Origin of the sequence: uncultured Sphingomonas sp., assembly GCF_934560975.1 — a bacterium.
In the GTDB taxonomy this organism is placed as follows: Bacteria; Pseudomonadota; Alphaproteobacteria; order Sphingomonadales; family Sphingomonadaceae; genus Sphingomonas_I.
In genome coordinates this window covers 15291-40701 of sequence record NZ_CAKTFO010000008.1, presented here as the reverse complement: position 1 = coordinate 40701, position 25411 = coordinate 15291, and the positions used below count along the sequence as shown (strand labels likewise).

Below are 25411 nucleotides of genomic sequence, written 5' to 3'. Positions count from 1 at the left end.
CGTTGAATTGAGTTGGCCCAGGAAGGTGTCGGCGTCGTCAGGCCGCGTGCCGTTCGATCTTTTCGATAAGTTGCGGAAGCGAGACGGGCTTGGTTTCAAACTCGACGCAGCCCACCTCCACGCTTCGGCGGCGGTCGCTCTCCAGCGCATGCGCGGTCAGCGCGATCACCGGGATATCGGCAGTGGCGGGTGCAGCCCGGATGGCGAGTGTTGCTTCCCATCCGTCCATCTCGCCCAAGGCGACATCCATCAGGATCAGGTTGGGGCGTTCGCTGGTCGCCATTGCGATCCCCTGTGGACCGTCAACGGCGCACACGACCTCGTAGCCCTTACGCTCCAGCCGACGTTGCAGCATGTCGCGGTTGAGTTCGTTGTCTTCGACGATCAGAATCTTGGTCATGGTCTCCGTGCGGCTTTCTGTCAGGCGGCGAGGCGGTGTTCGGGTGGAAGCGTGGGCAAAGGCGGCAGCGTGAGCAGCAGGGCGGCCGGCGCGGCGGGCCGCAGCGTGCCGCCGAGCAGGTTCGTCATCTTGTGCGCCAGCGGGAACTCGATCCCGCTGCGGCCATATTTGGAGGAGGATGCGTCATCCTCGTCCACGAAGATCTCGCTGTCGGCGGCGATCGGCCGTGCGTGGCCATGCGCGTCGCAATAGGTAAGGGCGATGGCGAGGCCGTCATGGCCGGGCTGCGGTGGCGCCGCCGCCATGGTAATGACCCCGCCGTGGTGTCGGACTGCTATGCCCGCGATCAGGCGCTGGATGATGGCATCCACCAGCGTCCAGTCGGTCGCCAGCGGATGATCGATCCGCATCAATGACGGGTCGATCGTGACGCGCGGGCTGATCGCCGCCGCGTCCGCCGCGACGCTCCAGCGCGTTGCGCCCTTTGCAACGCTGTCCACCGACGGATTGAGTGGCATCTTGCCCGCTTCGATACGCGAATAGGTGAGGATGTCGTCGATCAGCCGCAGCAGGTGCGCGCCGGCGTCGTGGACGCGGGTGAGGTCGGTGACAGTCTCGACGTCATCCTCGTCCTGCGCCTCTTCCATCAGCAGCTGGCTGTAGCCGATGATGGAGTTGAGCGGCGTGCGCAGCTCGTGGCTCATGCCCGCGACGAAGTCCGCCTTGGCACGGCTCGCCTGTTCGGCAGCGGCGGTGAGGTTGCGGAGATTGTCGGAGGTGGAAACCAGCGAGTTGAGTTCGCGCGTAAATTGTCCCTGTTCGCGAAACATCTTCGCGAAATAGAGCGACATCATCGCAAAATAGAGCGCCACTGATGCCATGGAGATCATGCCGATTGCCTGTAATTCGTGCAGTTCGGCCGGCGGCAGCGCATAGCCGCTGAAGCACAAGGCGGTGAAGCCGACGACGCTTCCGAAGATCTGGGCGAGCAGCGCGTTACGCACCCATCCGGTGGGCGGGAGGTACAAGAATGCCAGCAGCGGCAGGATCAGGATCCACGGCAGGAATGGCGAAGTCATGCCGCCATAGGAGAAGCACGCCCACAGAACACAGAAGATCAGGTTCTGGACCGACGCAAAGGCAAGCAATTGGTAACGCCCGGTCGATCGCAGCAGAAATGGATAGATCCAGAATGCCAGGATCGAGGTCAGAAAGACGTGGGCGCGATAATCTCGTGAAATGCCGCTCCAATACATGTAGAGCGGAATGGAATTGCTGAGCACCGGCCCGAATACATGGCTAAGCATGAACATGCGGGCACGGCGATGCGTTTCGGCATTGGCCTGTAACTCGATCGGAATGAAACGGTCGAGCAAGGCGCTCAGTTCGAGGCGCGCATGGCCTCTTCTGTTACCTCTCGTCATTCGTGCATCCCGCCCCGGTGTCGCCATGCATCCAAATGGCGAACCAGCCGGACACGAACGGGCACTTAGCCAGATCATCCTAAAGCGAAGTAAACTCTGTGGTCGGTTTTTGTTAAAACGTGCCGGTTAGACCGTCGCCTGCCGCAACATGGAAAAGACGATGCTCAGGTCGGTTCACCGCTTCATCAACTGGTTCATCCCGCACGCGATGCGCGGGACGGACTCCGACCACATGATGCTGCGGACCTTTGTGGCGCTGCATCTGGCGGGTCCGCTGATGGGGCAGTCCGTCACCTTCTTCCTGAGCCGGACGTCGGCGGGCGGCAGCTGGCAGCTGTGGGTGCTGGAAGCCATGGTGCTCGCATTCCTGGCAATCCCCTTCGTGCTGCGCGCGACGGCCAGCCTGGCGATCGCCGCGGGCCTGTCAGTGCAGATGATCGTGGGGATGAGCCTGTTCGGCTCCTTCTTCTTTGGCGGGATCGCCTCGCCGCTGCTGCCCTGGTTCCTGATCGCGATGGCGCTGGGCTTCTTCTATCTGGCGGATGCCATCGCCCGCATGCTGGTGGGCGTCGCCGTCCAGCTCGCGACCTTTTTCGCCGCGCGCGTGATCTATGGCGCGTTTCCAACATTGCTGGACCCGAAGGGGCTATACCTCGCCAACACATTCTCGATCATCAGCGCATTGGTCTACATGACGTTGCTGATGCTCTATTATGAGCGGGTGATGCGGATCAGCCTGCACCTGGAGCAGGAGACGATCGAGCAGCGCACCAACCTGGCGCTGCTGCGCGAAGCGATGGAAGCGGCGGAGCGCGCGTCCAAGCGGAAGTCGATCTTTCTCGCCAAGATGAGCCACGAGCTTCGCACGCCGCTGAACGCCGTGATCGGCTATGCCGACATCCTGCGCGAGAATTTCGAGGAGCGCCCCGAGGCGCATCGCAAGATGGAGGATCTCGACCGCATCCACGCCGCCGGACGGCACCTGCTGGCGCTGGTCAACAACACGATCGACCTGTCCGCGATCGAGGCCAATCGGCAGGAATTGACGACGGAGCCGATCCTGGTTGCGGGGCTGATCGACGAAGTGGTCGCTACCGCATCACCCCTGATCGCCAAGCGCGACAATCGTATGGTGGTCGAGCTGCAGGACGAGCTCGGCACGTTGGATCTCGACGCGCTCAAGGTGCGACAGTCGATCCTCAACCTGCTCAGCAACGCGGCGAAGTTCACCACCAAGGGCACGATCATGCTGACCGTGGGCCGGCGCGCGCAGGCAGGGGGCGACCGCCTGCTGATCGAGGTGGCCGACAATGGCATCGGCATGACGCCGGAAGGGGTCGGCCGGATCTTCAGCAACTTCGGCCAGGCCGAAAACGACACGGTCAGCCATTATGGCGGCACCGGCCTGGGCCTCGCGCTGACGCAGCAATTCTGTGAGATGATGGGAGGCACCATTTCCGTACGCTCCGAACGCGGTGTCGGAACCAGTTTCTCCATCGACATTCCTATCGTGGAGCAGCCGATCGCGGGGCAGGCGGACGTGGAGCAACCGGATGATGCGCCGGTCGCGACACCCCGCCGGCACGCTGCCTGAGCGATCGGGCGCGAAGGTTTCAGTCGGCAATGCCCGGCAAGGTCGCGGTCTGGCGCAGGGCTTCACCCAGCGCCAGCGCTGCCGACGTGGCAAGGTTCATCGATCGGACCTCCGGCCGCATCGGAATGCGCAGTCGGGCATCGCACGCTTGGGCTATGTGCGCCGGCACGCCTGCGCTTTCCTTGCCGAAGAGCAGGACATCGTCCGCCCTGAAGCCGAAATCGTAGCTCGATTGCTGGCTCTTGGTGGTGAACAGCACCAGCCGTCGCGAACCGATCGCCGTGCGGAATGCAGCGAAATCGACATGCCGCGTCACGGCGACATGATTGATATAGTCCATCGCGGTCCGCCTGACGCGCCGATCGTCCCACGCAAATCCCATCGGTTCGATCAGGTCCACCGTCGCGCCCATACAGGCGCCGAGCCGCAGAACGGCACCGACATTTCCCGCAATCTCGGGCTCGAACAGGGCAATGCGCATCCCGGCTGGTAGGCATTGTCGGCGGACGTGCGCAAGCCTGCCTGGTCCTTTGTGGGGAAGGCGAGTGGTGCACATCTGCCGCACTCGGCCCGAACATGCCGGCTGTCGCGATAGTGTCACGAATATGCTTGCGGAGTTCGGCGGGTTACGTTCTCTTTACCTCAAACCGGCGAATGACCGGTGAAGGAGTCGACGTCCTCTTAGGCATGATTGGCCTTTTGTGCGGGTGATCTGTCGCCTGCAAGTGGAGGACGCGTCGTTGGCCTACGCCTGCACTATTTGCATCGGCCATCGCCGCCGAAGCCCCGGCCACGGCCAGCCGACGCGATCCTGCTGTTGGCACGACGCCGAAATGGCGCGCCTTGCCTTTGTCGTGAACGGCGGTTGAGGCGGTGGGCTCCGCGCATCGCCGCCATAGCCCGATCTCTCCGACCGCAGGTTGCGCGCCCTTTCCAGCTCTCCGCAGGGGAAGGCTGTCTCATGTCGGCCACCAACCGCGGATGCACGCCGGGGTATGTGCCGCCGCGTCTGCTTTGTTGCAGAAAAGCGACAGGAAGACAAATTGCGGCAGCGCATCAATCCTGCTTGATATACCTCTTGCGGGTAAAATATTTTGCTGACTACTAATGCCCCTGTTGCAAGAATCAAAATTGTAAAACGTCACGTCAAGCTAGAGAATTACAATCGTGTATGTGCCGTTGTTGCGGCGCGGTAGCTTGTGTTGTGAATTGTGAATTTTGAATAATGGCGACGTCAGATCGCCTGCACGAGGAGAGGTCCGTAATTCTTTGTTAAAGGGGGCTTTGATGAAGGTGTTTTCGGCGATTTCTCGACACGCGTTGCTTACAGCCATTCTCGCCGGGTCCGCAGGCGTGCAGGCCCAATCTCTTCCGGGCAACCAAGGCGCCAACGGGGCGGGCGTGGCCGCCGATGGCGACATCATCGTCACCGGCACCCGAGCGAGCGGCATTACCGCCGCCGAAAGCGCGACGCCGATCAAGCTGCTGAGTTCGGAGGCGATCGAGCATGTCGGCCAGCCCAACCTCAACCAGGTGCTGACGCAGCTCGTGCCGTCCTTCACCGCGCAGGCGTTCGGCGGCGACACGGCCAACCTGACCCTGTCAGCCCGCCTGCGCGGCCTCAGTCCGAACCACACCCTGGTGCTGGTCAACGGCAAGCGCCGGCACGGTACGGCCAATCTGGCGGTGCTCGGCGGACCGTATCAGGGCGCCGCCGCCCCCGATCTCGACCTGATCTCCCCATCCTCCATCAAGCGGATCGAGGTTCTGGAGGATGGCGCGGCCGCGCAATATGGGTCGGATGCGATCGCCGGCGTCATCAACATCATCCTCAAGGACGATGCCGAAGGCGGCATGGGCTATGCGACCGCCGGTAAGAATTACAATGTCGGCGGCGATACCTATGCCGCGACCGCGCACCTCGCCACCAAGCTGGGGGACGACGGGTTCGCCAACGTCACCCTGTTCCACCGCTATCATGACTTCACCCAGGTGGGTGGGCTCGACACGCGGGTGACCGACCCGAGCGGCGCGCTGCGCGCCTCGCTCTCTCCGGCGCAGCAGGCGCTGTATCGCAACATTCCGGGCTTCCCTTATGTGAACCGGATCAGCGGCGATGCCCGCTCGTACCTCACCAATGCGCAGTTCAATGCCGGCTACACCTTCGGCGACATACAGGCCTACAGCTTCGGCAGCTATTCCAAGCGGATCGCCAGCGCGTATGAGAACCTGCGCGTGCCGGACCGCATCGTCGCCTCGCCGGTGCTGGGGGTCGCCGGCGGGCTGGGCCAGCCGGGCGCGATCATCTTCGACGCGGACGGCTTCAATCCGCGTGAAAAGATCCGGGAGGATGATTATTCCATCACCGGCGGCCTGAAGGGTGACGTGGCCGGTTTCCACTGGGACCTGAGCACGACCTACGGCCAGGACAAGAACAAGATCTACACGATCAATAGTGCCAATCGATCGCTGTTCATCGACACCCATTTCACCCCGACCAGCTTCTATGACGGCACGTTCAAGGCGGCGGAGTGGACCAGCAACCTGGATTTCAGCCGCGAGATCGACGTCGGCATGGCCGAGCCGATGAACGTCGCGTTCGGCGGCGAGTATCGCTGGAATAAATATTCGATCGGATCGGGCGATCCGGGCTCGATCTACAAGGAAGGCGGCCAATCCTATCCGGGTTTCCGCCCGTCCGACGCGGGCACGCACAAGCGCGAGGCGGAGAGCGTCTACCTTGACATTGCGCTCACGCCCGTCGAGGGGCTGAAGGCCGACGGCGCCGTCCGCTACGAACATTATTCGGACTTCGGCAGTCGGGTGATCTTCAAGGGCACGGGTCGCTACGACTTCACCGACGCCTTCGCCCTGCGCGGCACCGTGTCCACCGGCTTCCGCGCGCCGACCCTGGCCGAGAGCTTCTATTCCGCGACGAACGTGTCGCCCACGTCGGCCTTTGTGCAGCTGCCCGCCAATTCCGCGGCGGCGAAGCTGCTCGGCTTCGACAATCTAAAGCCGGAAAAATCCACCAACTTCAGCGCGGGCACCGTGCTGTCGCCCGCGCCCGGCCTGACCGTCACGGTGGATGCCTATCAGGTGAAGGTGCGGGATCGCATTCTGGGTACGGGATCGCTCTACGGCAGCGGCGGGGCGATCAACTTCCCCAGCGTCACGGCGGCGATCATCGCCAACGGCAACGTGCTGGATCCCACCGTCAGCCAGACCGGCATCAACATCTTCACCAACGGTGCCGACACCCGCACGCGCGGCATCGACGTAACCGCGAGCTACACGACGCCGCTGGGTGGGATGGGATCGGTCAATTGGACGCTGTCCGCCAACTATAACAGGACCAAGCTGACCGAGATCGGCCTGGCACCCGCGGCCCTGACGCCGCCGGGCGGCACCCGGCCGGTGGCCCTGTTCGACGCCGAGGCGATCAGCAACCTGGAACGCGCATCACCGCGGGTGAAGCTGGTCGCGGGCGCCTTCTGGACCATGGACGCGCTGTCGGTGACGTTGCGTGAAACGCTGTACGGCAAGAGCAGCCAGGATGTGAGCCCGGACGGCGGCACCTATTACCGCCAGACGATCAAGACCGCCGCGATTACCGATCTGGAGCTTTCGTACAAGCTCAGCAGCGTGATCGAGCTGAGCGCCGGCGCCAACAACCTGTTCAACAAGAAGCCGCCAAAGATCCAGGTGCTTGCGGACGAGACGATCGTCAACGGGGGCAACAATTTCGACGCACCCCTGACGTTCAGCCCATACGGCATCAACGGCGGCTATTATTATGGCAGGGTAACGTTCAGCTTCTGATACATGTTGGCGGGTCGCGCAGCACGCCTGCACGGCCCGCCTCGATTTGGTGTGAATGCGTCGGTCGACGATCGGGAATGCGGTATCAGGCAGGATATACTGCCCGGATGCCGGATCGTCGGCCGGAAAGCGACGCGGCGCACCGATATTCGCAAAAGCTTCGGGGTGGATAATATGGCCGTAGTTTCACTGGATTGGCTGGTACCCGCGATCGGACTGCTGCTGGCGGGGCTTGCCGCCGGATTTGCGGCGGGACTGTTCGGAATCGGCGGCGGGTTCGTGGTGGTGCCGGCATTGCTGCTGATGCTGCCGCTATTGGGCGGGGACAGCGCGCAATATGCCCATGTCGCGATCGGAACGTCTGCCGCGACCATCATCATCACGTCGATCCGCTCGGTGATGAGCCATGCCAAGCGCGGCTCCGTCGATTTCGAGATCTTGAAGCAATGGGCGCCCTGGATCGTGCTGGGCGACGGCTTGGGCGTGGTGCTCGCCAGCCACGTCAACGGCCGCATCCTGACGCTGATCTTCGCGACCGGCGTGCTGCTGATGTCGTTCAACTTCCTGATCCCGCGCCTGAGCAACCGCGTGTTGACGCAGGAGATGCCGACCGGCGTGCTGCGGGTCAGCCTGGCGGGCGGGCTGGGCGCCTTTTCCTCGCTGCTTGGCATCGGCGGCGGCACCATTGCCATCATGATCATGACGCTGTGCGGCCGCTCGATCCATCGCGCGGTTGGCACCGCGTCGGGCGTCGGCACGCTGATCGCCATCCCCAGCGCGATCGGCTTCGCACTGATCGGCCTGCACGACAAGGGGCTGCCCTGGGGTTCGCTCGGCTATGTGAACATGCCGGCCACCATCTCCATCGCGTCCATGTCCATCCTCACCGCCCCGCTGGGCGTCGCGGCGGCGCACTCGCTGGAGCCCGCCATGCTGAAGCGCGTGTTCGGTCTTTACCTGGTGGCGATCGCGCTCCTGATGTTCCGCAACGCGCTTTGAGCGGCGCAATCCGATAACCCACCATATCATAAAGGGAGTCAGACGATGATGACGCAAGACGCGGATGTCGCGGCCAGGATCGGCCGGCGCGAAGTGCGCGACGACCTGCTCGACCGCGGCTACGGCCGGCGCGACCTTGCCAGGATCGCGGCCCTGCTGGGCGGCGGCATTGCCCTGACGCGAACGGCCCCGGCCTTTGCGCAGCAGGCGGCCAGGGCGGTGGTCGGCGCCGTCCGGATCGGGGCGAACGAGTGCTGGACTGGGCCGCTGCCGGCAGGCGCGCAGGCGGCGATGGACATCGTCTCGCGCGGCAATCGCTACGAGCCGGAGGAGAACCACGCCAAGCTGTTCCAGACTGTCGCCGCGATCGAGGGCGTGCCGGTCGAGCGCGTCACCGCCTGGCCCGGATCGAGCGACCCGCTCAACCGTGCGGCCATCAGCTTCGCCTCGCCCACGCGCGGTATCGTCACCGCCGATCCTACCTATGAGGCGATCTGGCGAACCGGCGCGTGGCTGAACACCAAGGTGACCAAGGTTCCGCTGACCGCAGACTATCGCCACGACGTGCGCGGGATGCTGGCGGCGGACCCGAATGCCGGTCTGTATTACATCTGCTCGCCCAACAACCCGACCGGCACGCTGACGCCGCTGGAGGATATCGCGTGGCTGGCGGACAACAAGCCCAAGGACGCCATCCTGCTGGTGGACGAGGCCTATATCCACTTCGCCGGCACGCCCAGTGCCGCGAAGCTGGCGGGGACGCGCAACGACGTGGTGGTGATGCGCACCTTCTCCAAGCTGTTCGGCATGGCGGGGATGCGGCTGGGCCTGACCATCGCGTCCAACGACCTGCACGATCGCATGATGCGCTATGACGGCCAGCAGGTCACCGGCATGTTGCCGATGACGGCGGTCGCGTGCGGCACTGCGTCCTTGCCGCTGGCGGACCAGATCGCCGCGCGCCGCAATCAGATGACCGCCGTGCGCGAGGAAACTTTGGCCCATGTCAGTAAGCGGGGCCTGAAATATCTGCCGGGCAGCCGCGCCAACATGTTCATGGTCGAGTGGAAGACCCAGACGCCCGAGCAGATGATGGCCGCATTCCTGAACCAGGGCGTGCAGATCGGCCGCTCCTGGAGCGCCTATCCCCGGATGTCGCGGGTGACGGTCGGGTCCGCCCAGGACATGCAAAAGTTCCGCCTCTCCCTCGACAGGATCCTGATGGCCTAGATACCGGATTGTGCGCCGGCATTTGCCGGCTAACATCGCAACCCGGCCGCGGAATAGGGCGCGGCCGGGTTGGCTGGCGTCCTGGCGTCGGCAAGGGCGTCAACGGGGAGATTTCATGCAGCATTTTCGTCGAATGGCCGCGAGCATGCTCGCATTGGCGCTTCCGCTGTCCGCGCCGGCGCAGCAGCTTCGCCCGGACCAGGCGAGCTTCCGCGCCTTGTACCAGGAACTGGTCGAAACCGACACCAGCGTCACCACCGGCAGCTGCACCGCGCTGGCCGACAAGGTTGCGGCGCGGCTGAAGGCGGCAGGCTATGCGGATGGCCAGATCACGCGCTTCGCCACGCCGGATCACCCCAGGGAGGGCGGGCTGGTGGTGGTGCTACCCGGCACGTCCAAGACCGTAAAGCCGCTGCTGCTGCTCGGCCATATCGACGTCGTCGCGGCCAAGCGCGAGGATTGGACGCGCGACCCGTACAAGATGGTCGAGGAAAACGGCTATTTTTACGGGCGCGGTACGCAGGACATGAAGGCCATGGACGCGATCTGGATCGATTCCATGATCCGCTTCAAGCAGGCCGGCTACCAACCCAAGCGCACCATCAAGCTCGCCCTCACCTGCGGCGAGGAGACCAGCACGGCGTTCAACGGCGCGCGATGGCTTGCCAAGAACCGGCCGGACCTGATCGCCGCCGAATTCGCGCTCAACGAAGGTGGTGGGGGACGTTCGGACGGCAAGGGCAGGATCGTTATCGCCAACATGCATGTCGGTGAGAAGAGCGCCGTCAATTACCGGATCGAGGCCACCAATCCGGGCGGGCATAGCTCCGCGCCGGTGCGGGACAATGCCATCTATGAGCTTGCCGACGCGCTGGTGAAGCTGCGCGCCTACGACTTTCCCGTGCAGATGAGCGACACCACCCGCGCGTACTTCCGCATCGCGGGCAAGGCGCGCGGCGACGATCTGGGCAATGCGATGATGGCGATCTCCGCCAACCCCGCCGATACGGCAGCGGAGGCGAAGCTAAACGCCGACAAGAGCTATCATTCGATGCTGCGCACCACCTGCGTCGCCACGTTGCTGGACGGCGGGCATGCCAACAACGCCTTGCCGCAGCGCGCCGCCGCCAACGTCAACTGCCGCATCTTTCCCGGCGTGTCCGCAGGGCAGGTACGCGACACGATCGAGCAGGTCATCGCCGATCCGCGCATGACGGTGAAGCAGACCGACGATCGCGGGCCGCTGGCGGTGCCGCCGCCGCTCGATCCCAAGGTGATCGGGCCGGCCGAGGCGCTGTTGCGCAAATATTATCCGGGCGTGCCGCTTGCGCCGATGATGTCGACCGGCGCCACCGACGGCATCTTCCTGGAAGCGATCGGCATCCCCGTTTACGGCCCGCCCGGCCTGTACGGCGACCCCGACGGCAACGGTACCCACGGCCTCAACGAACGCGCGATCGTCAAGGCGGTCTATACCGGCCGCGACTATCTCTACGACCTGATCAGGATCTACGCCGACTGAGTGGAAGCGGGCGCGCGCGGGCTTGGGATGGGACGAGCGACGGGGCAGGGGCCGCTCAGCTGCCGCAACCCCCGCAGCCTCCTCCGCATCCGCCGCCATCGCCGTCGCCCCCGCCCCCGCCCGACGAGGCGGTGCGCAACTGGTGGTAGGCGACCAGGCTTGAGCCAAGAAGCACCCCTGTGCTGAACAGGGCCACGGCCATGTCCATTTCCTCTGGCATCGGTGCGCGGCGCAGCCGGTCGGCACTGCTCCGTGCGCCTGCCAGCGTGGCGAGGCCCGCGCGTGTCGCTCGATCGACGCTCTTCCAACGGAGCGCGGCAAGTATAGCCGTCAGGATCAGCAGAAAGGTCAGGTAGCCGACCGGTCTGTCGCGGGCGACGCCAACCAGCCACTTAGCCCCACCCAGCGCAGACAGCGCCAGAAAAGGCGCGGTCTGGTGCAGGCGCAGGCGGGTCAGCTCGCGCGGGGTGGCCATCATGCCGGCGGTCATCAGCTCATGCTCCAGCCTGGCGGCATAGGGCGTCAGCACGCTTCGTATCCGGCGCCAGCGGATCGGTCCGGGTAGCGCGAGCACCTGCCGTTCGGAGTCGGACGAGGCGGCGCGGCGCGTGTCTGCCGCGAATGTCCGGCGGGTCGGCATGGTCAACGCGCCCGACACCAGCAGCCGCGTCACCACCGTGTCGACCAGCTGCAGCGGCCCGCCGCCGAGCAGCGCCAGATGGTCGGCATCGTCCATCGGACCGGACCATCCACCCGGCCGCGTCAGGCGCGGAATGCAAAGGCTGGCAAGGATCGCGACGACCATCAACCCGCCGTACAAGGCCAGGAAGGAGCCGCCGGTCAGTTCGAGTGGATTGAGGCGCATCGTGGATGCTCTCTACCCGACGATCGTTTCCAATATGTATCCGAGCGCGGCCAATCCGGCGCATGCCAGCACCAGGCGCACCACCCCGCGCGGCACGACCAGACCGTCGCGCGGATGGACGCGGCGCGCACGCGGATCCTCGATCAGTCGCCGCGCGGCGGAGGGCCACAGGTCGGCGGGCGGCGCGTGACCGAACGCCGCTTGGTAGGCGCGCAGCGTGGCCGCATATTGCGCGTAGAAGCGGTGCTGCTCTCCCGTGCCACCTGCGGTCGGACCGTGATGCAGCTCCCGGTCGAGCACCTCCGGGCAGAAATGCTGCCAGTAATCGCGCGTATAGGTCAGGTGCAGGTGCCACGCCTGATCCACTGCGTCGGACGGCGTCACCGTGCACTCCGCCGTTGCCGCCAGAAAGCAGAAACGTCGATACTCCTCCAGCACGCGCTGCGTATGGGCCAGGCTCCACCCGTTTTCCCGGCCCAGCCGCGCGGCAAAGGAGAATTGCGTGGTGGCGGGGCCGATCGTGTAGCCGGACAGCGCGCGCCAGACCGGATGCGCGATGGTCGATGCGGGGAGGCGGTCGCTGTGCGGCATCGTGCGGGCGATAGCATATTGTCGCACCTTCGCGCCGACTCGCAATTCCGGGGCGGGATCAGAAGCGCATCGTCAGCGATCCCGTGTTCGAGCGGGGCGTGCCCGGATAGATCCACAATGTACTGTAGCTGCTCTGCGTATCGGTCCGGTCGAGGATGTTGTCGATCTCGACCCGCGCCGTCAGGCGGTCGGACACGGGGGTGAGCGGCGCTCGCCTTGGCCTTGACGTATCCCGCCAGACACAGGTTGCCGCCGTCCAGTGCAGCCGCGCGCGGCCCGACATAGGTGCCGCTGCGCTGAGGTCGAGCGTGCGGCCGCTCACCGACGGGCCGGCAAACGGCTGCATGGTTCCCGCATGGCGCGGCACGTTGAGCACGTCGGGGGTGGGAAAGGCGGGCTCGCGCCTGGGCATCGGTGCAGGGATGGTTGCCGATCGGCGGACGTCGCCTGCCAGGTCGATCTCCAGCTCGCCGCCACGCGGCCGGATGCGGCCGACCGGCGCAAGGAAGTTCGACATCCGCCGCCCCCTTCCGCAGGTCGCCCGCTCGGTTCCCCGCATCGGCCAACCTGCCAATCATGTTGCATTTTGGTTACACGTGGGAAAAATGGGGTTAATTCATTAAGTTAGTCTTTGCAGTGCGGTCTCCGGCCAAGCATCAACGCCTGATTGATCAGTGGAGGACGACCGAGGCATCGCATCAGGACCGGCCCGCCGCACGCGGCCTTCCGCCCCGCCTCTGTCGCGCAAACGAGGACCAGCACAGATGATCTCCCACCAGCTTTCCCATCGGACGGTGCTCCGCGCCAGTTCGGCCTCGTTCGCCTTGGGCCTGGCCCTGCTGATCGCCGGGCCCGCGCACGCGCAGCAGGCAACCACCACGCCGCCGACTACCACCGACACGGCCGGTGCCGACACTGGCGCGGGGCAGGAGATCGTCGTCACGGGTTCGCGCATCGCGCGCCCGGAAAACCAGTCCGCCACGCCGCTCGCCATCGTCAGCGGCGATGTGATCCAGAGCCAGGGCATCACCAACGTCCAGGACCTGACGCAGAAGCTGCCGCAGGCGGGCATACCCGGCTACAGCCGCACCAATTCCAACTTCTCGACGACCGGTAACGGCATCGCGTCGATCAACCTGCGCAATCTCGGCAGCGCGCGCACCCTCGTCCTGGTCAATGGCCGCCGCTTCATCGGCGGCGTCGCCGGCACCTCGATCGTCGACATCAACAACATTCCGACCGACTTCATCGACCGGGTCGAGGTTATCACCGGCGGCGCATCCGCCGTGTACGGGTCGGACGCGATCTCGGGCGTGGTCAACTTCATCCTGAAGGACCACATGGAGGGCATCACCGCGCGCGTCCAGCGCGGCATCACCTCGCGCGGTGACCTGCCGACGACGCAGGCGAGCATTTCCGGCGGGCTGAAGTTCGGCGCGGACGATCGCGGGTCGATCATCGCCAACGTCACCTACGCCAAGGATGGCGGCCTGCTGTCCCGCAACCGTGCGATCTCGCGTGAGGATTGCTCCTACATCTGCGGGCCGAGCGCCTATTCGTCCTACCCGGCGCAGGGCAGGTTCCTGTTCTCGCCCGGCATTCCCGGCGTCGGGGGCAGCTACCTGACCGGCACCACCGGGGCTGCCGCGCAGAACACCTTCACCTTCAATTCCGACAACAGCGTCGTGTCCGGCTTTCCGACCGGCTACGGCTTCAACCGCAATGGCGTGCGCCGCATCTCGGTGCCGGTGGAGCGTTACCTCGCCGCCGCGTCCGCCAAGTATGAGCTGACCGACAGCATCACCGCCTTCCTTGAAGGCACATACGGCAAGACCAAGTCGAGTTCGCAGATCGAGCCGTCCGCGCTGGACTCGATCGGTGCGTCCGAGATCGGAAGCGGCTACGGGATCGACAATCCCTTCATTCCGACGTCGGTCCAGGCGATCATCGCGGCTCGCAACAGCGATGCGGACCCGAACAATAACGTTGGCTCGATCCAGTTCGCCCGTCGCCAGAACGAGGTCTTTTCGCGCAGCAACACCAATGACCGCGACACCTTCCGCGTTGCCGGCGGCTTCCGTGGTGACATCGGCAACCGGTGGAACTGGGAAGTGTCCGGTGTCTACGGCCAGGTGAAGGACCACACCGAAACCCAGGACATCGACGTCAGGAAGTATGTGCAGGCGCTGGACGCGACGTTGGTCGGCGGCCAGATCGTCTGCCGTGATCCCGCCGCGCGGGCGGCCGGTTGCGCCCCGATCAACCTGTTCGGCTACAATACGGCAAGCGCGGAGGCATCGTCCTTCGTCCGGGCCAGCATCCCGCGCAGCGACGACATCAAGAATACGGAACTGGTCCTGAACGCCAGCCTGTCCGGCACGCTGTTCGCCTTGCCCTATGGTGACGTGAAGGCGGCGGTCGGCGCGGAATATCGCCGTGAGAAGAGCGTCGACAATTGGGACGAGTTGACCAATGCCGGACTGAATTCGGGCAACCAGACGCCCGACACGATCGGCAAGTTCAACGTGAAGGAGGTGTTCGGCGAGGTCGACGTGCCGCTGCTGCAGGACTTGCCCTTCGCTTATGCGCTGACCGTCAACGGCAAGGCGCGTTATTCCGACTACAGCACCATCGGCAACGTGTTCAGCTGGACCGCCGGTGCCGAATATGCGCCGATCCGCGACTTGCGCTTCCGGGGCAATTACTCGGTTGCCAACCGCGCACCCAACATCAACGAGCTGTTCTCGGCCGCGTCGGAAACCTTCCCGTCGGTCAGCGATCCGTGCGACGGCATCACCGCCACCACGGGCGGCGGCAGCTTTGCGGCGGCGTGCCGCGCGGTCCCGGCGATCGCCAATGTGATCCGCGCCAACGGTACGTTCCAATATTCGCTGGCCGATCTGCAACAGATCAACGGTTTCGACGGCGGCAACCGCGGTCTGCAGGAGGAGAAGGGCAAGACCTACACGGCGGGCGCCGTGTTCACGCCGACCTTCCTGCGCGGCTTCAGCTTTTCTGCCGACTATTTCAACATCAAGATCGATAATGCGATCGGGATCATCCAGCGCAACACCTCGATCGAGCAGTGCCTCCTGACCGGCCTGCCGCAATTCTGCGGTAACGTCGTGCGCAGTGCCAATTCCGGCCTGATCCGCACGGTCAATGCGCAGAACATCAACATCGCGACGTTCAAGACGGCCGGCATCGACTTCGACCTCGCCTACAACCACCGCCTGGGCCTGCTCGCCGACGATGAGTTCAGCCTGCACATTCTGTACACGCGTACCACCAAGTTTGAGCAGAGGTCCGATCCGTCCGCTCCGGTGAATAGCGGTCTCGGCAATCTGCTCTATGGCGAGGTGTTCAAGAACAAGGTCAATGCGAATGTCGGCTATTCGTTCGGCAATTTCGCGTTGAACTGGAACACGACCTATCTCAGCCATATGGTGTTCCAGCCGGAATCGGAGTTCGACACGCCTGGTACGATCGAATTCTTGCTCGCCCGTGGGTTGAACCAGCAGCAGGCGGAGATTGCGGCAGGGCACAACCGCATCAAGTCCCGCATGTATCACGACGTGCAGCTGAAGGCGTATGCGGGTGAGAACAAGCAGTTCGAGCTCTTCCTGGGCGTGAACAACCTGTTCGATCGCAAGCCGCCGGTCCTGGAGGATAGCATCTTCACCGGTGGTCCGACCATCACCGGCACCACCACGGCTGCCGACGTCTACGATCCGTTCGGCCGCCGCTTCTATGCGGGTGCGCAGGTTCACTTCTAGGATCGGATCAATCCGGATGGGGAAGGGCGGCTCGCGAGGGCCGCCCTTTTCCTTTGTGGGCGGTGCGGCCCTGCGTTGGGGGTTGGAGCGCAGCCCGGCGCTCCGCGATGACGGTCCAGCATACGGTTATCGCAGGTCTTTCAGGATGTGGGCGGCATCCTATCTGGGATACAGCAATGTCTTCCCAGCCCCTCATCCTCGCCATCGGTGACAGCCTCGTCGCCGGCCATGGGCTTGCGCCCACCGAAAGCCTGCCGGCGCAACTGGAGCGGCGGCTGCGTGCCGGTCATCCCTCCGCGCGCGTGGTCAATGCGGGCAGGTCCGGCGACACCACGGCCGATGTGCTGCGCCGCCTGCCGCCGGCTCTGTCCGCGCTCGGCGCTCGCCCCGATCTTGCGATCGTGCAGGTCGGGCCGAACGACGTCCTGCGCCAGCTGCCGTCGGCTGCCACGCGCGCCAACCTTGACGCGATTCTGGTCGAGATAGGCCGCTGCGGCGTGCCCGTGCTGCTGACGATCGTGGACCCGCCGCCGATGCTGCGCGATCACGCGCGCGCCTATCTGGGCATCCATGAAACCCTGGCGGCACGCCACGGGGCCAGAACCTGCCGCTTCTTCCCGGCGGGAATCCTCGGTCACCCCACCATGGTGCTGGCCGACCGGGTGCACCCCAATGCGCGCGCCATCGGCCTGGTCGCCGATGCGATGGCGCCCGTGGTGGGGCAGGCTCTGGCCGCAGGATACAAGGGGCGAATGGCGGCGGTCCCAGCCGCAGCGGGCTAGACCAAGGGCGAGCAATCCGGCCAGACCGGCCGTGCCTCGCCCGCGCCGTCAGTGCAGTTTGGCGATGGAGATGCCGTCGAGCTTGGCGCGCTCCTTCACCGACTCCTCGCTCCGGGTCAGCGCCTTGGCGATCGCCTTCAGCGCCATGCCCTTTTTGGCAAGCGTGTGCAGCTTCTGGATCTCGTCGGGCCGCCACGGCTGGCGGTGTCGTTCAAAGCGTTCGGCCATGCCGCCCCTTTAGCCGCGCGTCGCGCCGCTGACCATGGCCGGCGAGGGAGCGGAACGCGCCGCTCCGCTTGCCGCCGGGTGTCTTGAAGCCCTCACCGGCGGGGGTTGAGTTCAACCATCACCACATCATGGTCGCGCATCGGCAGGTTCATCCGAGCCGTGCCGTCCGCCCGCACGCGGACTGTGCTGACCACCGGCGTGTCGGCGGTCAAGGATTGGAGCCGTTGCAGCTGGGTATCGGTCAAGGTGGCTGGACGGCCCATCTCCAGATAGGCGGTGTAGGCGTCGTTCTGGCGGAAGCCGGTACGGCGCACCCGCAACTGGTAGGATCCGGGCTTCAGCCGGCGAAGGGTCACGTCGAGCGGGGCAGCGGTAGCGGGCGCGCGCACCTTGGTGAAGAAGGGCCGGTTGCTGACCGGCTGGTCGGGCAGCACGTCCCGCCATGCCAGCAGCTGGACGGTGTCGCCCTTCAGTGCGGCGATGCTCTGGTCGTCATGGGTCGGCACCTCGCGATCACCGAGATCGGCGAGGTATTTGTACGCGAACCATGTCGCCTTGCGCACGCCCTGCGGAGTCATCAGGCCGAAGCCGCCCTCAAATGGTTTGGACTGGGGGCCGGGCTCCTCGAACAGGTCACTATAGGTCCAATAGCTCATGCCCTGCGCCAACCCCTCAGTGCGGCGAAGCTTGGACAGGATATAGGCCGCGCCGAAGTAATCGTCGTGGATCGGATCGCGCGGATTGTAGCTGGTGCTCCATTCGGTGAAGAACAACGGCAGGCCGGTCCGGCCCGCGGCCTCGATCTCCCCGCGCACCTTGCGCACGTCTTGCACGACCGCATCGGGATTGCGCGACAGCTTGTTGTCGCCTTCGCCCTTTTCATCCAGGAATCCGCCTTCCACGCCATAGGTGTGCGTGGTCACGAAATCGACCGGTAGCCGGCTCTTGGCTGCGTAGGACAGCAGGTCCGGCACCCAGGCGGCGCCGGCGGTGGACGGCCCGCCGATGCGCAACTGCGGGTCGATCGCCTTGATCGCGCGGGCGGTGCGCCCGTAATAATCGAGGTAAGCGGGCTTGTCGGCCTTTTCCCAGAAACCGTCCAGATTGGGCTCGTTCCAGAACTCGAAATACCAGCTGCGAACCTCCTGCGCGCCATAACGCGCGATCAGGTGGCGGACGAAGGCATCGACCAGGGCCGTCCACTTTTCCGGCTGCGGGTGGGAGGTGTTGCCCTTCCAGTAGAACAATGTCTGGTTGGATTGCTTCATCGCGTCCGGCGTGAAGCCCAGTTCCACAAACGGCTTCAGCCCCATGCCGAGCAGCTGGTCGTACAGGTAATCGATCCTGCTCCAGTCATAGACCGGCTTGCCCGCGACCTCCCGATAGGTGCCCAACTGATCGGCAAAGATGTTGTGGAAGCGGATGTAGCGGAACCGTAGCTCTTTTTGCGTGGTCCGAAGCTGCGCCAGGCTGTCGTCGCGGATCAGCGTGCCGGGAAAGTCGGAGCCGATCGACATCTGCGCCATGCGATCGCGCGGGTGGGCTTCGGCGCGTGCGTCTACCGTGATGCTGCGCGCGGCGGGCGACTGCGCCACGGCCGGGGCGGTCGTGCCCGCCACCATCGCACCGGCGGCCAGGGAAAGGGCCAGCGCGTTCCACAAAGACATCCTGTTCTCCTCCGCTTCGTTGCCTTCGCCTTAACCCGGCAGCGTTGCCAAGGGCAATGCAGGCGGCATCGCGACGGGCGGCGCATGGCGATGGACAAGTGTCCGCCGCGCGGCGAGAAGACGGCATCATCGACCCGCAGGAGAGGCCCATGCGCCGCCGTACGTTCCTTGCCGCCCTTCCCGCCGCGGCAGCCGCCACGCCGCTGCTTGCCCAGAGCGGCAAGTCCAGCAGCCCGGGGGTCGAAGGCGAAGGGCAGGGCGGCGCGCCGATGAAGACCGGGCCGGCCGCACCCCTGCCGCCGCGCTGGGAAGCGGGGCAGGACCGGTTCCTGCGTCCGGACGTCAGCGCGGGGGACAGGCCGGTGGGCGCCAGCTTCGCCTCCCGCACCGCCGCCTACGGCCTCAACGGCGCGGCCGGAACCGCCCACCCGCTCGCTACACAGGCCGGGATAGAGATCCTGAAGCGCGGCGGATCGGCGGTCGACGCCGCTATCGCCATCAATGCCTGCTTGGGCTTCCTGGAGCCGACCTCCAGCGGGATCGGCGGCGATTGCTACGCGATGCTGTGGGATCCGGCCAAGCGCCAGGTGGCGGGGATTGCGGGTTCGGGCGGATCGCCGCGCGGGCTCAGCCTGGACATGGCGCGATCCCGCGCGCGCAACGGCGCGCTGCCGCCGCTGGGGGCCGTCACCGTCTCCGTTCCGGGCGCGGTGGACTGCTGGTGGGCGCTGCACCAGCGTTACGGCAAGCTCAAATGGGCCGAATTGTTCGAGCCTGCCATCAACCTGGCCGAAGGCGGCGCGCCGGTGCCGGACATCATCGCATATTACATCCGCCGCAGCCTGGCGAACTTCACCAAGGCGGGATCGGGCGTGGAGGAAACGGCCAACGCCGTGCGCACCTACGGCCTGGGTCATGGCGGCCCGACAATGGGCGGCGTGTTCCGCAACCCGGACCTTGCCCGCACCTATCGCATGATCGCGCAGGGCGGCCGTGACGCCTTCTACAAGGGCGACATTGCCCGCACCATCGACGCCTATTTCCGGCGCATCGGCGGCTGGCTCCGCGCGGAAGACCTTGCCGCGCATCGCAGCGAGTGGGTAACCCCTTATCGCACCGACTATCGCGGGACCGGCGTCTACGCACTGGGCGCCAACACACAGGGCATCGCCACGCTGCAGATGTTGAACATCCTGGAGCATTTTGACCTGGGGAAGGAGGGGTTCCAGTCGCCCGCCTCGATCCACCTGCAGGCGGAGGCCAAGCGCCTCGCCTACGAGGATCGCGCACGCTTCTACGCCGACCCGCACTTTTCCAAGGTGCCGGTGGAGTGGCTGATCTCCAAGGACTATGCTGCACAGCGCGCCAAGCTTATCCGGCGCGACCGCATCCTGTCCCCCGTCTATCCGGGCCAGGCCCCCAGCCGGGGCGACACGACCTACTTCACCTGTGCGGACAAGGACGGGATGATGGTGTCCATGATCCAGTCCAACTTCCGGGGCATGGGATCGGGGCTGGTCGCGGACGGGCTGGGCTTCATGTTCCAGGATCGCGGGCAATTGTTCAGCCTCAAGGACGGTCATCCCAACGTCTATGCGCCGGGCAAGCGCCCGTTCCAGACGATCATCCCCGGCTTCGCCACGCGCGGCGATGCGCCATGGATGAGCTTCGGCGTGATGGGCGGCGACATGCAGCCGCAGGGGCAGGCGCAGATCATCGTCAATCGCGTCGATTACGGTCTGGAAATCCAGTCCGCCGGCGATAGCCCGCGCTGGCACCATGAAGGGTCGTCCCAGTCGATGGGGGAGGACTCACCTGGCCTCCCCGCCAACGGCCTGCTGCGGCTGGAAAGCGGCGTGCCGGACCGTACCAAGGCGGCGCTCGCCGGCATGGGTTGGACGATCGGCGAACCCGATGGCGGGTTCGGCCGCTACCAGTGCGTGGAACACCGCATGGACGGCCGCGACCGCGTCTACGCCGCCGCCAGTGAGATGCGGGCGGACGGCTGCGCCCTGGCCTATTGAGGCTAGTCCGGCCGTTGTCTCGGCAACGCGCCTGCTCCCGTGCTCCTGCGAAAGCGGGAGCCCAGCGGCTCACGCAACATGATTGCGGACGGTAGATTCCGCCTCCGCCGAGCCTAGCCGAACGAACTGCACCGCCTTATTGTCGCCGGAGTGACCGCAGCAGGTCCACGGCATCGCGGCGGTGCTTGGTGGTGCGGACCGCCTCCGGCTGGGCCTCCGCCATCACCTGCCGCACCGCCGGCTCGGTTTGAACGGGGTGCGGCAAGGTTGGCCGGTCAATCGCTTCGGCGGGAGCGATGACGGGCGTAACCACCGCCAGCACTGCGTAATCGACCGATTTGCCGGCGCGCCCTTTCCCCCAATGCCGGGTGCGCGGTTTTGGCGCCTGAACAGGCGATGTGGTCGTCGGCGACGTCACGTTTTCGGGTGGGGAAAGGGCTGCACGCGGTTCCGCCGCTACGATCTCAGGCATTCCGGCCGGCACGACCATGCCGGACGCAGGCTCGCGAAACATGGGGCCGCGGCTCGGCTCGGCAGCCATGCTCCCGATGGATGAGGCCTCGATCGCCCGCACCGGACGGGACGGCGCGGCCTTCTGCGACGGCGAGCCGGACGGCGCCGTACGCACCGACGAACCAACCCCGATCGCCAGAATGCCCGCCAGGGTCAGCACGCCCGCGGCGGCCCCGGCGACGGTCATCACCACGCCGCGATCGTCGGACACCAGCCGTCTCGCCACCGGCGGGCGTGCCGGCTGATCGCCGAGGCCCAGCACCGCCTGTACGTTGGTGCGCAGCGATGCCAGTTCGGAATGGTCGGGATCCTGCCGTGCTGCACTCATGACACGCTCTCGCTCTCGCTTGCATGGTCCGCCATCCGGAGCTGGTCGCCCGTCTGGATGATCCACCGCCGTGATCCCTCCAGGCCGAGGGCGCTCAAGATGTCGGAACGATAGGCGCCGGTGTCCAGCCCGATGCGATTGTGCAGCAACTCCGGGCCTTCGATGCGGACCGAATGCCCATGGACGATCATCATCGGGTGGAGGCTGACGTCGTCCGTGAACGCCTCCTTGATCCACAGCATGTCGCGTTCGCGCTGCCGGGCGAGCGGGACGCCCGGCTTGATGCCTGCATGGACGAAGAAATAGCTGCCAGACCGGTAGCTTAGCGGTAGCCGGTCCATCCAGTCGATCGCCGATCGCGGCACGTGCCTGCGCATTTCCGCAAGCAGCAGGGCCGGATAGGCGTCGGCGATCATGTCGGTCGGCACGCCCCAGCTTTGCAGCGTCGCGTCCCCGCCATGGTCGACCCACGCGCCGAGCGCGCCGAAGTCGCCGCGATAGGCCCGCACCATCATCGCTTCATGATTGCCCTTCAGGACCACGAAGGCGGCGGAACGCTTGGTAAAATCCATGCATTGCTGGACGATCTCGGCGCTGCTCGGTCCGCGATCGATGATGTCGCCCAGCAGGATGATAGTGACCTCGCCGCCGGGCCGCTCCGCATTGTCGCTGCGGATCTTTGCGACAAGCGCGTCCAAGAGGTCGAGGCGGCCATGCACGTCGCCTATGGCATAGACCCGCTGTCCCGGCGGCAAGGCAGGGGCCGGAAACATCACGATCCGAAATCGACCGACAGGCTCAGGCCCCCCGACGTGGCCGCAGCACCCCGCGACAGCCCGGCGGTCGCAAAGCCGTTGACGCGCAATCCGGTACCGGGGACGAGGTATGAGGCGCCTGCAAACAGTTCATGGGCGTCGTCGACCAGACGGGTGGCCGAGCGCGAATAATGGTAGGATGCCAGCGCCACCACATTGTCGCTCACCACGAACGACGTTCCCGCCGATGCCGCAAGCCCGTCGCGCAGCCGCACATCGCGCCGATCCCCGAACATGCGGTAGGTGACCGATGCGAACGGCGCGACCGGCCCGATCTGCTGGGTGAGCTGCACGCCGCCCGAATAGTCGGTCTTGCCGGTCGACAGCCCGCTGGAGTTGGAGGCGGTCGGCAGTTTCACGCGACCCGAAAACTCCAGTTCCGGCCCATCCTGCTTCAGCGGAACGATGTAGGATGCGCCCAGCGTCAGGTCGGCCAGCCCGTCGCGCGTCTGCTTGATGCCGGGGCTGGTGGTGGACACCAGCACGGGCGTGCTGTCGATCCCGCTGTAGATCGTGCCGGCGCTGCGGATGCGCATGTACGGGATGGACGCGTTCAGGCGCAGGCCGCCGCGGACATATCGCACGCCCAATGCCGTGGTCCAAAGGTGCGACCGGCTGTCCGCCCCGAACTTGCCCGAGGCATAGGCCGTCCCCAGCGATATGCCGAACGTGTCCCCGGCATCATGGCGGGCGAATGCCTCGTTCACGCTGCTGGGCGAAACGGTGGCGGTGCCTGCGGACGGTGATCCCGTACTGTCGGCCACCAGCTGCACCTGGGCGCCCGCAGGCGTGCAGAGGATCAACCCCACCACAACGGCGGTTACGGCATGCGCTTTCACGGGCGTTCCTTTGTGCATGACAGGTGTGAACGCACTAACCGTTCGACAATATCCGCGCCATCCCGTTGACCGTATCGGAGCCGCCGTCATGCAGAAACCGCTGCTATGTCATGCTGCCTTGCGCAGGCGGTGGGCATGATCCTGTGTGCGGCATATGTGGTGGTCGAAGCCGGCAGCTTCTATGGAGCGATGGGGGATCGACACCTCCGCATCGGCTGCCGACCGGGCCGATGCACCGCATCGCACGGACGTTGATCCGCATCGGCAGCGTTTTCAATCATTTGGCTAAACAAGGGATGAGCATGGGCAGCAAAAGGAGGATCATGATCGCCAGCCTGGCGATGGCCGCGTCGGCGGCACATGGCGCGACCCTATTGGCTCAGCCTGCGCAACCGGTTCGATCCGCCGAAGCTGACGCAACGTCGCCGGCAACCCTGATCGCACTTTTTCAGGACTGGCGGCGCATTGCTGCTCCCGCACGACAGGATGGCGTGGTGGATTTTGGCCCGGCGGCGTTGACGCGCCAGGCGCAGGACCTCGCCCGCATCCGCAAGCGCCTGGTCGAGATCGACCGGACCGGCTGGTCCGCCCACGCCATCGCCGACGCCAGGCTGATCGAAGCCGAGATGAACGGCCTCGACTTCGACCTGCGTGTACGACGGCCATGGGCACGCGACCCCAGCTTCTACGCGACCGTGTATGGCGAAGAGAGCGATGTTCCCGCGCGAGAGGGGCCGTCCGCCGACACGATCGACCTGTTTCGCTACCGTTGGCCGCTGTCGCCGGCCGACGCCCGCGACCTGGCGGCACGGCTGGCGGGCGTGCCGCGGCTGCTCGACCACGCCCGATCGTGGCTGGCGGACAGCCAGGCCGCCGACTTGTGGCGCTATGGCGATCGCGCCTTTGCCGAGCAGCAGTCGGTGCTCGACGCCCTGATCGACGGGAGCCTGTCGATGCGAACGCTGGATGGGGCCAAGTCTGCCAGCCTCACGGGCGCCCCCGCCCCTCTGCTGCGCGCGGCAATCGCCGCACGTGACGCGACCGCGGCATTCGGTGCATGGGTCAAGGTCCAGGCACCGAACAAGGCCGGACCCTCGGGCGTGGGCAAGGCCGATTACGACTGGTACATGAAGCATGTTCAGCTCGTCCCCTATACATGGGACGAGCAGCGCGTGTTGCTGCAACGCGAGCTGGAGCGCGCCTGGGCCGGCCTCAAGCTTGAGGAGCAGCGCAACCGCGCTTTGCCACCGCTGCGCTCGATCGACGACCGGGTTGCCTATCGTCGCTTCGCGGAACGCAAGATGACGGTCTTCACCGACTTCCTGGTCAAGCAGAAGCTCATCCAGGACCGGCCTTATTACCGTGCGGCACTGGCCGCACAGACGCTCGACTTCACGGAGCCCGCCAGGCGCAACTTCTTCAACCACGTGACCGCGCTCGATCCGTGGCCGCTCTATTCGCACGACATCCACTGGGTGGAGCTGGCGCGCATCAGGCATGAGCCCAACCCCGACCCGATCCGGCGCGGAGCCCCGCTCTACAACATCTTCCAGTCACGTTCCGAGGGGTTTGCCACGGCATTCGAAGAGCTGGTGATGCACGCAGGCTTGTATGATGCCGAGCCAAGGGGGCGGGAGCTGGTATGGATCATGCTCGCCAACCGGGCGGCGCGCGGTCTGGCCTCGCTCCATGTCCAGGCGAATGAATGGGATTTGGTAAAGGCCGGGCAGTTTCACGCCCGCTGGACGCCGCGCGGCTTCTCCGATCCGGACAGTCCGCTGGTCGGGTTCGAGCAGCTGCTCTACCTGCGCCAGCCCGGATACGGCACCAGCTACGTCACGGGCAAGATGGAGCTGGATCGCCTCATCGCCCGCGCCGCGAAGGTCGGGGAAGCCGACGCGCGGAGTGCGCCCGTAGCGGCCGTGATGCGGATGCTCGATAGCGAAGGAACGGTCCCGTTCGCCTTATACCCGCAACCCGATGGCGAGTGAT

20 protein-coding genes are annotated in these 25411 nt (G+C 65.5%); 9 read left to right on the top strand and 11 right to left on the bottom strand.

Features of this window, described 5'->3' with window-relative positions; genetic code table 11:
• Positions 1-37: 37 nt before the first annotated feature.
• A complete protein-coding gene (locus tag Q0D93_RS07615; RefSeq protein WP_294392588.1) occupies positions 38-400 on the bottom strand; it encodes a response regulator in 363 nt (120 codons plus the stop codon).
• Positions 401-420: 20 nt separating this feature from the next.
• Entirely contained in the window at positions 421-1824 is a 1404-nt protein-coding gene (locus tag Q0D93_RS07610; RefSeq protein WP_294392585.1) for a histidine kinase dimerization/phospho-acceptor domain-containing protein, read from the bottom strand.
• Between the two features lie 160 nt (positions 1825-1984).
• Here Q0D93_RS07610 and Q0D93_RS07605 point away from each other — a divergent pair, with 160 nt between their 5' ends.
• Positions 1985-3418 (top strand): ATP-binding protein, encoded by a 1434-nt coding sequence (locus Q0D93_RS07605; protein ID WP_294392583.1) that lies wholly within the window; start codon positions 1985-1987, stop codon positions 3416-3418.
• Between the two features lie 19 nt (positions 3419-3437).
• Here Q0D93_RS07605 and Q0D93_RS07600 read toward each other — a convergent pair whose 3' ends face one another.
• A complete protein-coding gene (locus Q0D93_RS07600) occupies positions 3438-3899 on the bottom strand; it encodes a tRNA (cytidine(34)-2'-O)-methyltransferase (RefSeq protein ID WP_294392582.1) in 462 nt (153 codons plus the stop codon).
• 920 nt (positions 3900-4819) lie between these two features.
• Here Q0D93_RS07600 and Q0D93_RS07595 point away from each other — a divergent pair.
• The 4 genes from Q0D93_RS07595 to Q0D93_RS07580 all read left to right on the top strand — a co-directional run bounded on the left by Q0D93_RS07595 (position 4820) and on the right by Q0D93_RS07580 (position 10991).
• Positions 4820-7240: a TonB-dependent receptor gene (locus Q0D93_RS07595; protein WP_294392580.1), complete on the top strand. Its 2421-nt coding sequence runs from the start codon at positions 4820-4822 to the stop codon at positions 7238-7240.
• A 174-nt stretch (positions 7241-7414) separates the two neighbouring features.
• Complete coding sequence (locus Q0D93_RS07590; protein ID WP_294392579.1) at positions 7415-8239, top strand: sulfite exporter TauE/SafE family protein; 825 nt, start codon at positions 7415-7417, stop codon at positions 8237-8239.
• 45 nt (positions 8240-8284) lie between these two features.
• Positions 8285-9469 (top strand): pyridoxal phosphate-dependent aminotransferase, encoded by a 1185-nt coding sequence (locus Q0D93_RS07585; protein ID WP_294392576.1) that lies wholly within the window; start codon positions 8285-8287, stop codon positions 9467-9469.
• A 115-nt stretch (positions 9470-9584) separates the two neighbouring features.
• The gene (locus Q0D93_RS07580; RefSeq protein ID WP_294392574.1) at positions 9585-10991 is read left to right on the top strand and encodes a M20/M25/M40 family metallo-hydrolase; all 1407 of its coding nucleotides are present in this window, start codon (positions 9585-9587) and stop codon (positions 10989-10991) included.
• A gap of 55 nt (positions 10992-11046) precedes the next feature.
• Here the strand turns inward: Q0D93_RS07580 and Q0D93_RS07575 are convergent, their stop codons facing one another.
• Genes Q0D93_RS07575 through Q0D93_RS07565 form a run of 3 tightly spaced genes read right to left on the bottom strand, consistent with a single transcriptional unit; the run spans position 11047 to position 12964 of the window.
• Positions 11047-11856: a TIGR04222 domain-containing membrane protein gene (locus Q0D93_RS07575; RefSeq protein WP_294392571.1), complete on the bottom strand. Its 810-nt coding sequence runs from the start codon at positions 11854-11856 to the stop codon at positions 11047-11049.
• 12 nt (positions 11857-11868) lie between these two features.
• Positions 11869-12474, bottom strand: coding sequence for a hypothetical protein (locus Q0D93_RS07570; RefSeq protein ID WP_294392569.1), 606 nt, complete (start codon positions 12472-12474; stop codon positions 11869-11871).
• Between the two features lie 31 nt (positions 12475-12505).
• Positions 12506-12964: a hypothetical protein gene (locus tag Q0D93_RS07565; protein ID WP_294392567.1), complete on the bottom strand. Its 459-nt coding sequence runs from the start codon at positions 12962-12964 to the stop codon at positions 12506-12508.
• Positions 12965-13211: 247 nt separating this feature from the next.
• Between Q0D93_RS07565 and Q0D93_RS07560 the strand changes: the two genes are divergently transcribed.
• Both Q0D93_RS07560 and Q0D93_RS07555 read left to right on the top strand, forming a co-directional pair.
• The gene (locus tag Q0D93_RS07560) at positions 13212-16223 is read left to right on the top strand and encodes a TonB-dependent receptor (RefSeq protein ID WP_294392565.1); all 3012 of its coding nucleotides are present in this window, start codon (positions 13212-13214) and stop codon (positions 16221-16223) included.
• A 176-nt stretch (positions 16224-16399) separates the two neighbouring features.
• The gene (locus Q0D93_RS07555) at positions 16400-17005 is read left to right on the top strand and encodes a GDSL-type esterase/lipase family protein (RefSeq protein WP_294392563.1); all 606 of its coding nucleotides are present in this window, start codon (positions 16400-16402) and stop codon (positions 17003-17005) included.
• A gap of 48 nt (positions 17006-17053) precedes the next feature.
• On the opposite strand, the gene Q0D93_RS07550 is transcribed toward Q0D93_RS07555, so the two are convergent.
• Positions 17054-17233 carry a hypothetical protein gene (locus tag Q0D93_RS07550; protein WP_294392561.1) on the bottom strand — a complete coding sequence of 60 codons (180 nt, stop codon included), beginning with the start codon at positions 17231-17233 and terminating at the stop codon, positions 17054-17056.
• Between the two features lie 92 nt (positions 17234-17325).
• A complete protein-coding gene (locus tag Q0D93_RS07545) occupies positions 17326-18900 on the bottom strand; it encodes a cellulase family glycosylhydrolase (protein WP_294392559.1) in 1575 nt (524 codons plus the stop codon).
• 149 nt (positions 18901-19049) lie between these two features.
• On the opposite strand from Q0D93_RS07545, the gene Q0D93_RS07540 reads away from it, so the two are divergent.
• Entirely contained in the window at positions 19050-20924 is a 1875-nt protein-coding gene (locus tag Q0D93_RS07540) for a gamma-glutamyltransferase family protein (protein ID WP_294392558.1), read from the top strand.
• A 136-nt stretch (positions 20925-21060) separates the two neighbouring features.
• On the opposite strand, the gene Q0D93_RS07535 is transcribed toward Q0D93_RS07540, so the two are convergent.
• The 3 genes from Q0D93_RS07535 to Q0D93_RS07525 are packed head-to-tail and all read right to left on the bottom strand — an operon-like array spanning position 21061 to position 23419.
• Positions 21061-21765: a hypothetical protein gene (locus Q0D93_RS07535; protein WP_294392557.1), complete on the bottom strand. Its 705-nt coding sequence runs from the start codon at positions 21763-21765 to the stop codon at positions 21061-21063.
• Complete coding sequence (locus Q0D93_RS07530) at positions 21762-22538, bottom strand: metallophosphoesterase family protein (RefSeq protein ID WP_294392555.1); 777 nt, start codon at positions 22536-22538, stop codon at positions 21762-21764. Before Q0D93_RS07530 ends, Q0D93_RS07535 begins: the two co-directional genes overlap by 4 nt.
• The gene (locus Q0D93_RS07525) at positions 22538-23419 is read right to left on the bottom strand and encodes a hypothetical protein (protein ID WP_294392553.1); all 882 of its coding nucleotides are present in this window, start codon (positions 23417-23419) and stop codon (positions 22538-22540) included. The genes Q0D93_RS07530 and Q0D93_RS07525 overlap by 1 nt, the downstream gene beginning before the upstream one ends.
• Positions 23420-23913: 494 nt before the next feature.
• Here Q0D93_RS07525 and Q0D93_RS07520 point away from each other — a divergent pair, with 494 nt between their 5' ends.
• Positions 23914-25410 (top strand): DUF885 family protein, encoded by a 1497-nt coding sequence (locus Q0D93_RS07520; protein WP_294392550.1) that lies wholly within the window; start codon positions 23914-23916, stop codon positions 25408-25410.
• Position 25411 lies beyond the last annotated feature (1 nt).

What these genes read in the sequence shown, in the direction of transcription:
- Q0D93_RS07615 (WP_294392588.1), bottom strand. Translation starts at nt 400, where the DNA reads ATGACCAAGATTCTGATCGTCGAAGACAACGAACTCAACCGCGACATG.
- Q0D93_RS07610 (WP_294392585.1), bottom strand. Translation starts at nt 1,824, where the DNA reads ATGACGAGAGGTAACAGAAGAGGCCATGCGCGCCTCGAACTGAGCGCC.
- Q0D93_RS07605 (WP_294392583.1), top strand. Translation starts at nt 1,985, where the DNA reads ATGCTCAGGTCGGTTCACCGCTTCATCAACTGGTTCATCCCGCACGCG.
- Q0D93_RS07600 (WP_294392582.1), bottom strand. Translation starts at nt 3,899, where the DNA reads ATGCGCATTGCCCTGTTCGAGCCCGAGATTGCGGGAAATGTCGGTGCC.
- Q0D93_RS07590 (WP_294392579.1), top strand. Translation starts at nt 7,415, where the DNA reads ATGGCCGTAGTTTCACTGGATTGGCTGGTACCCGCGATCGGACTGCTG.
- Q0D93_RS07585 (WP_294392576.1), top strand. Translation starts at nt 8,285, where the DNA reads ATGATGACGCAAGACGCGGATGTCGCGGCCAGGATCGGCCGGCGCGAA.
- Q0D93_RS07580 (WP_294392574.1), top strand. Translation starts at nt 9,585, where the DNA reads ATGCAGCATTTTCGTCGAATGGCCGCGAGCATGCTCGCATTGGCGCTT.
- Q0D93_RS07575 (WP_294392571.1), bottom strand. Translation starts at nt 11,856, where the DNA reads ATGCGCCTCAATCCACTCGAACTGACCGGCGGCTCCTTCCTGGCCTTG.
- Q0D93_RS07565 (WP_294392567.1), bottom strand. Translation starts at nt 12,964, where the DNA reads ATGTCGAACTTCCTTGCGCCGGTCGGCCGCATCCGGCCGCGTGGCGGC.
- Q0D93_RS07560 (WP_294392565.1), top strand. Translation starts at nt 13,212, where the DNA reads ATGATCTCCCACCAGCTTTCCCATCGGACGGTGCTCCGCGCCAGTTCG.
- Q0D93_RS07555 (WP_294392563.1), top strand. Translation starts at nt 16,400, where the DNA reads ATGTCTTCCCAGCCCCTCATCCTCGCCATCGGTGACAGCCTCGTCGCC.
- Q0D93_RS07550 (WP_294392561.1), bottom strand. Translation starts at nt 17,233, where the DNA reads ATGGCCGAACGCTTTGAACGACACCGCCAGCCGTGGCGGCCCGACGAG.
- Q0D93_RS07545 (WP_294392559.1), bottom strand. Translation starts at nt 18,900, where the DNA reads ATGTCTTTGTGGAACGCGCTGGCCCTTTCCCTGGCCGCCGGTGCGATG.
- Q0D93_RS07540 (WP_294392558.1), top strand. Translation starts at nt 19,050, where the DNA reads ATGCGCCGCCGTACGTTCCTTGCCGCCCTTCCCGCCGCGGCAGCCGCC.
- Q0D93_RS07535 (WP_294392557.1), bottom strand. Translation starts at nt 21,765, where the DNA reads ATGAGTGCAGCACGGCAGGATCCCGACCATTCCGAACTGGCATCGCTG.
- Q0D93_RS07530 (WP_294392555.1), bottom strand. Translation starts at nt 22,538, where the DNA reads ATGTTTCCGGCCCCTGCCTTGCCGCCGGGACAGCGGGTCTATGCCATA.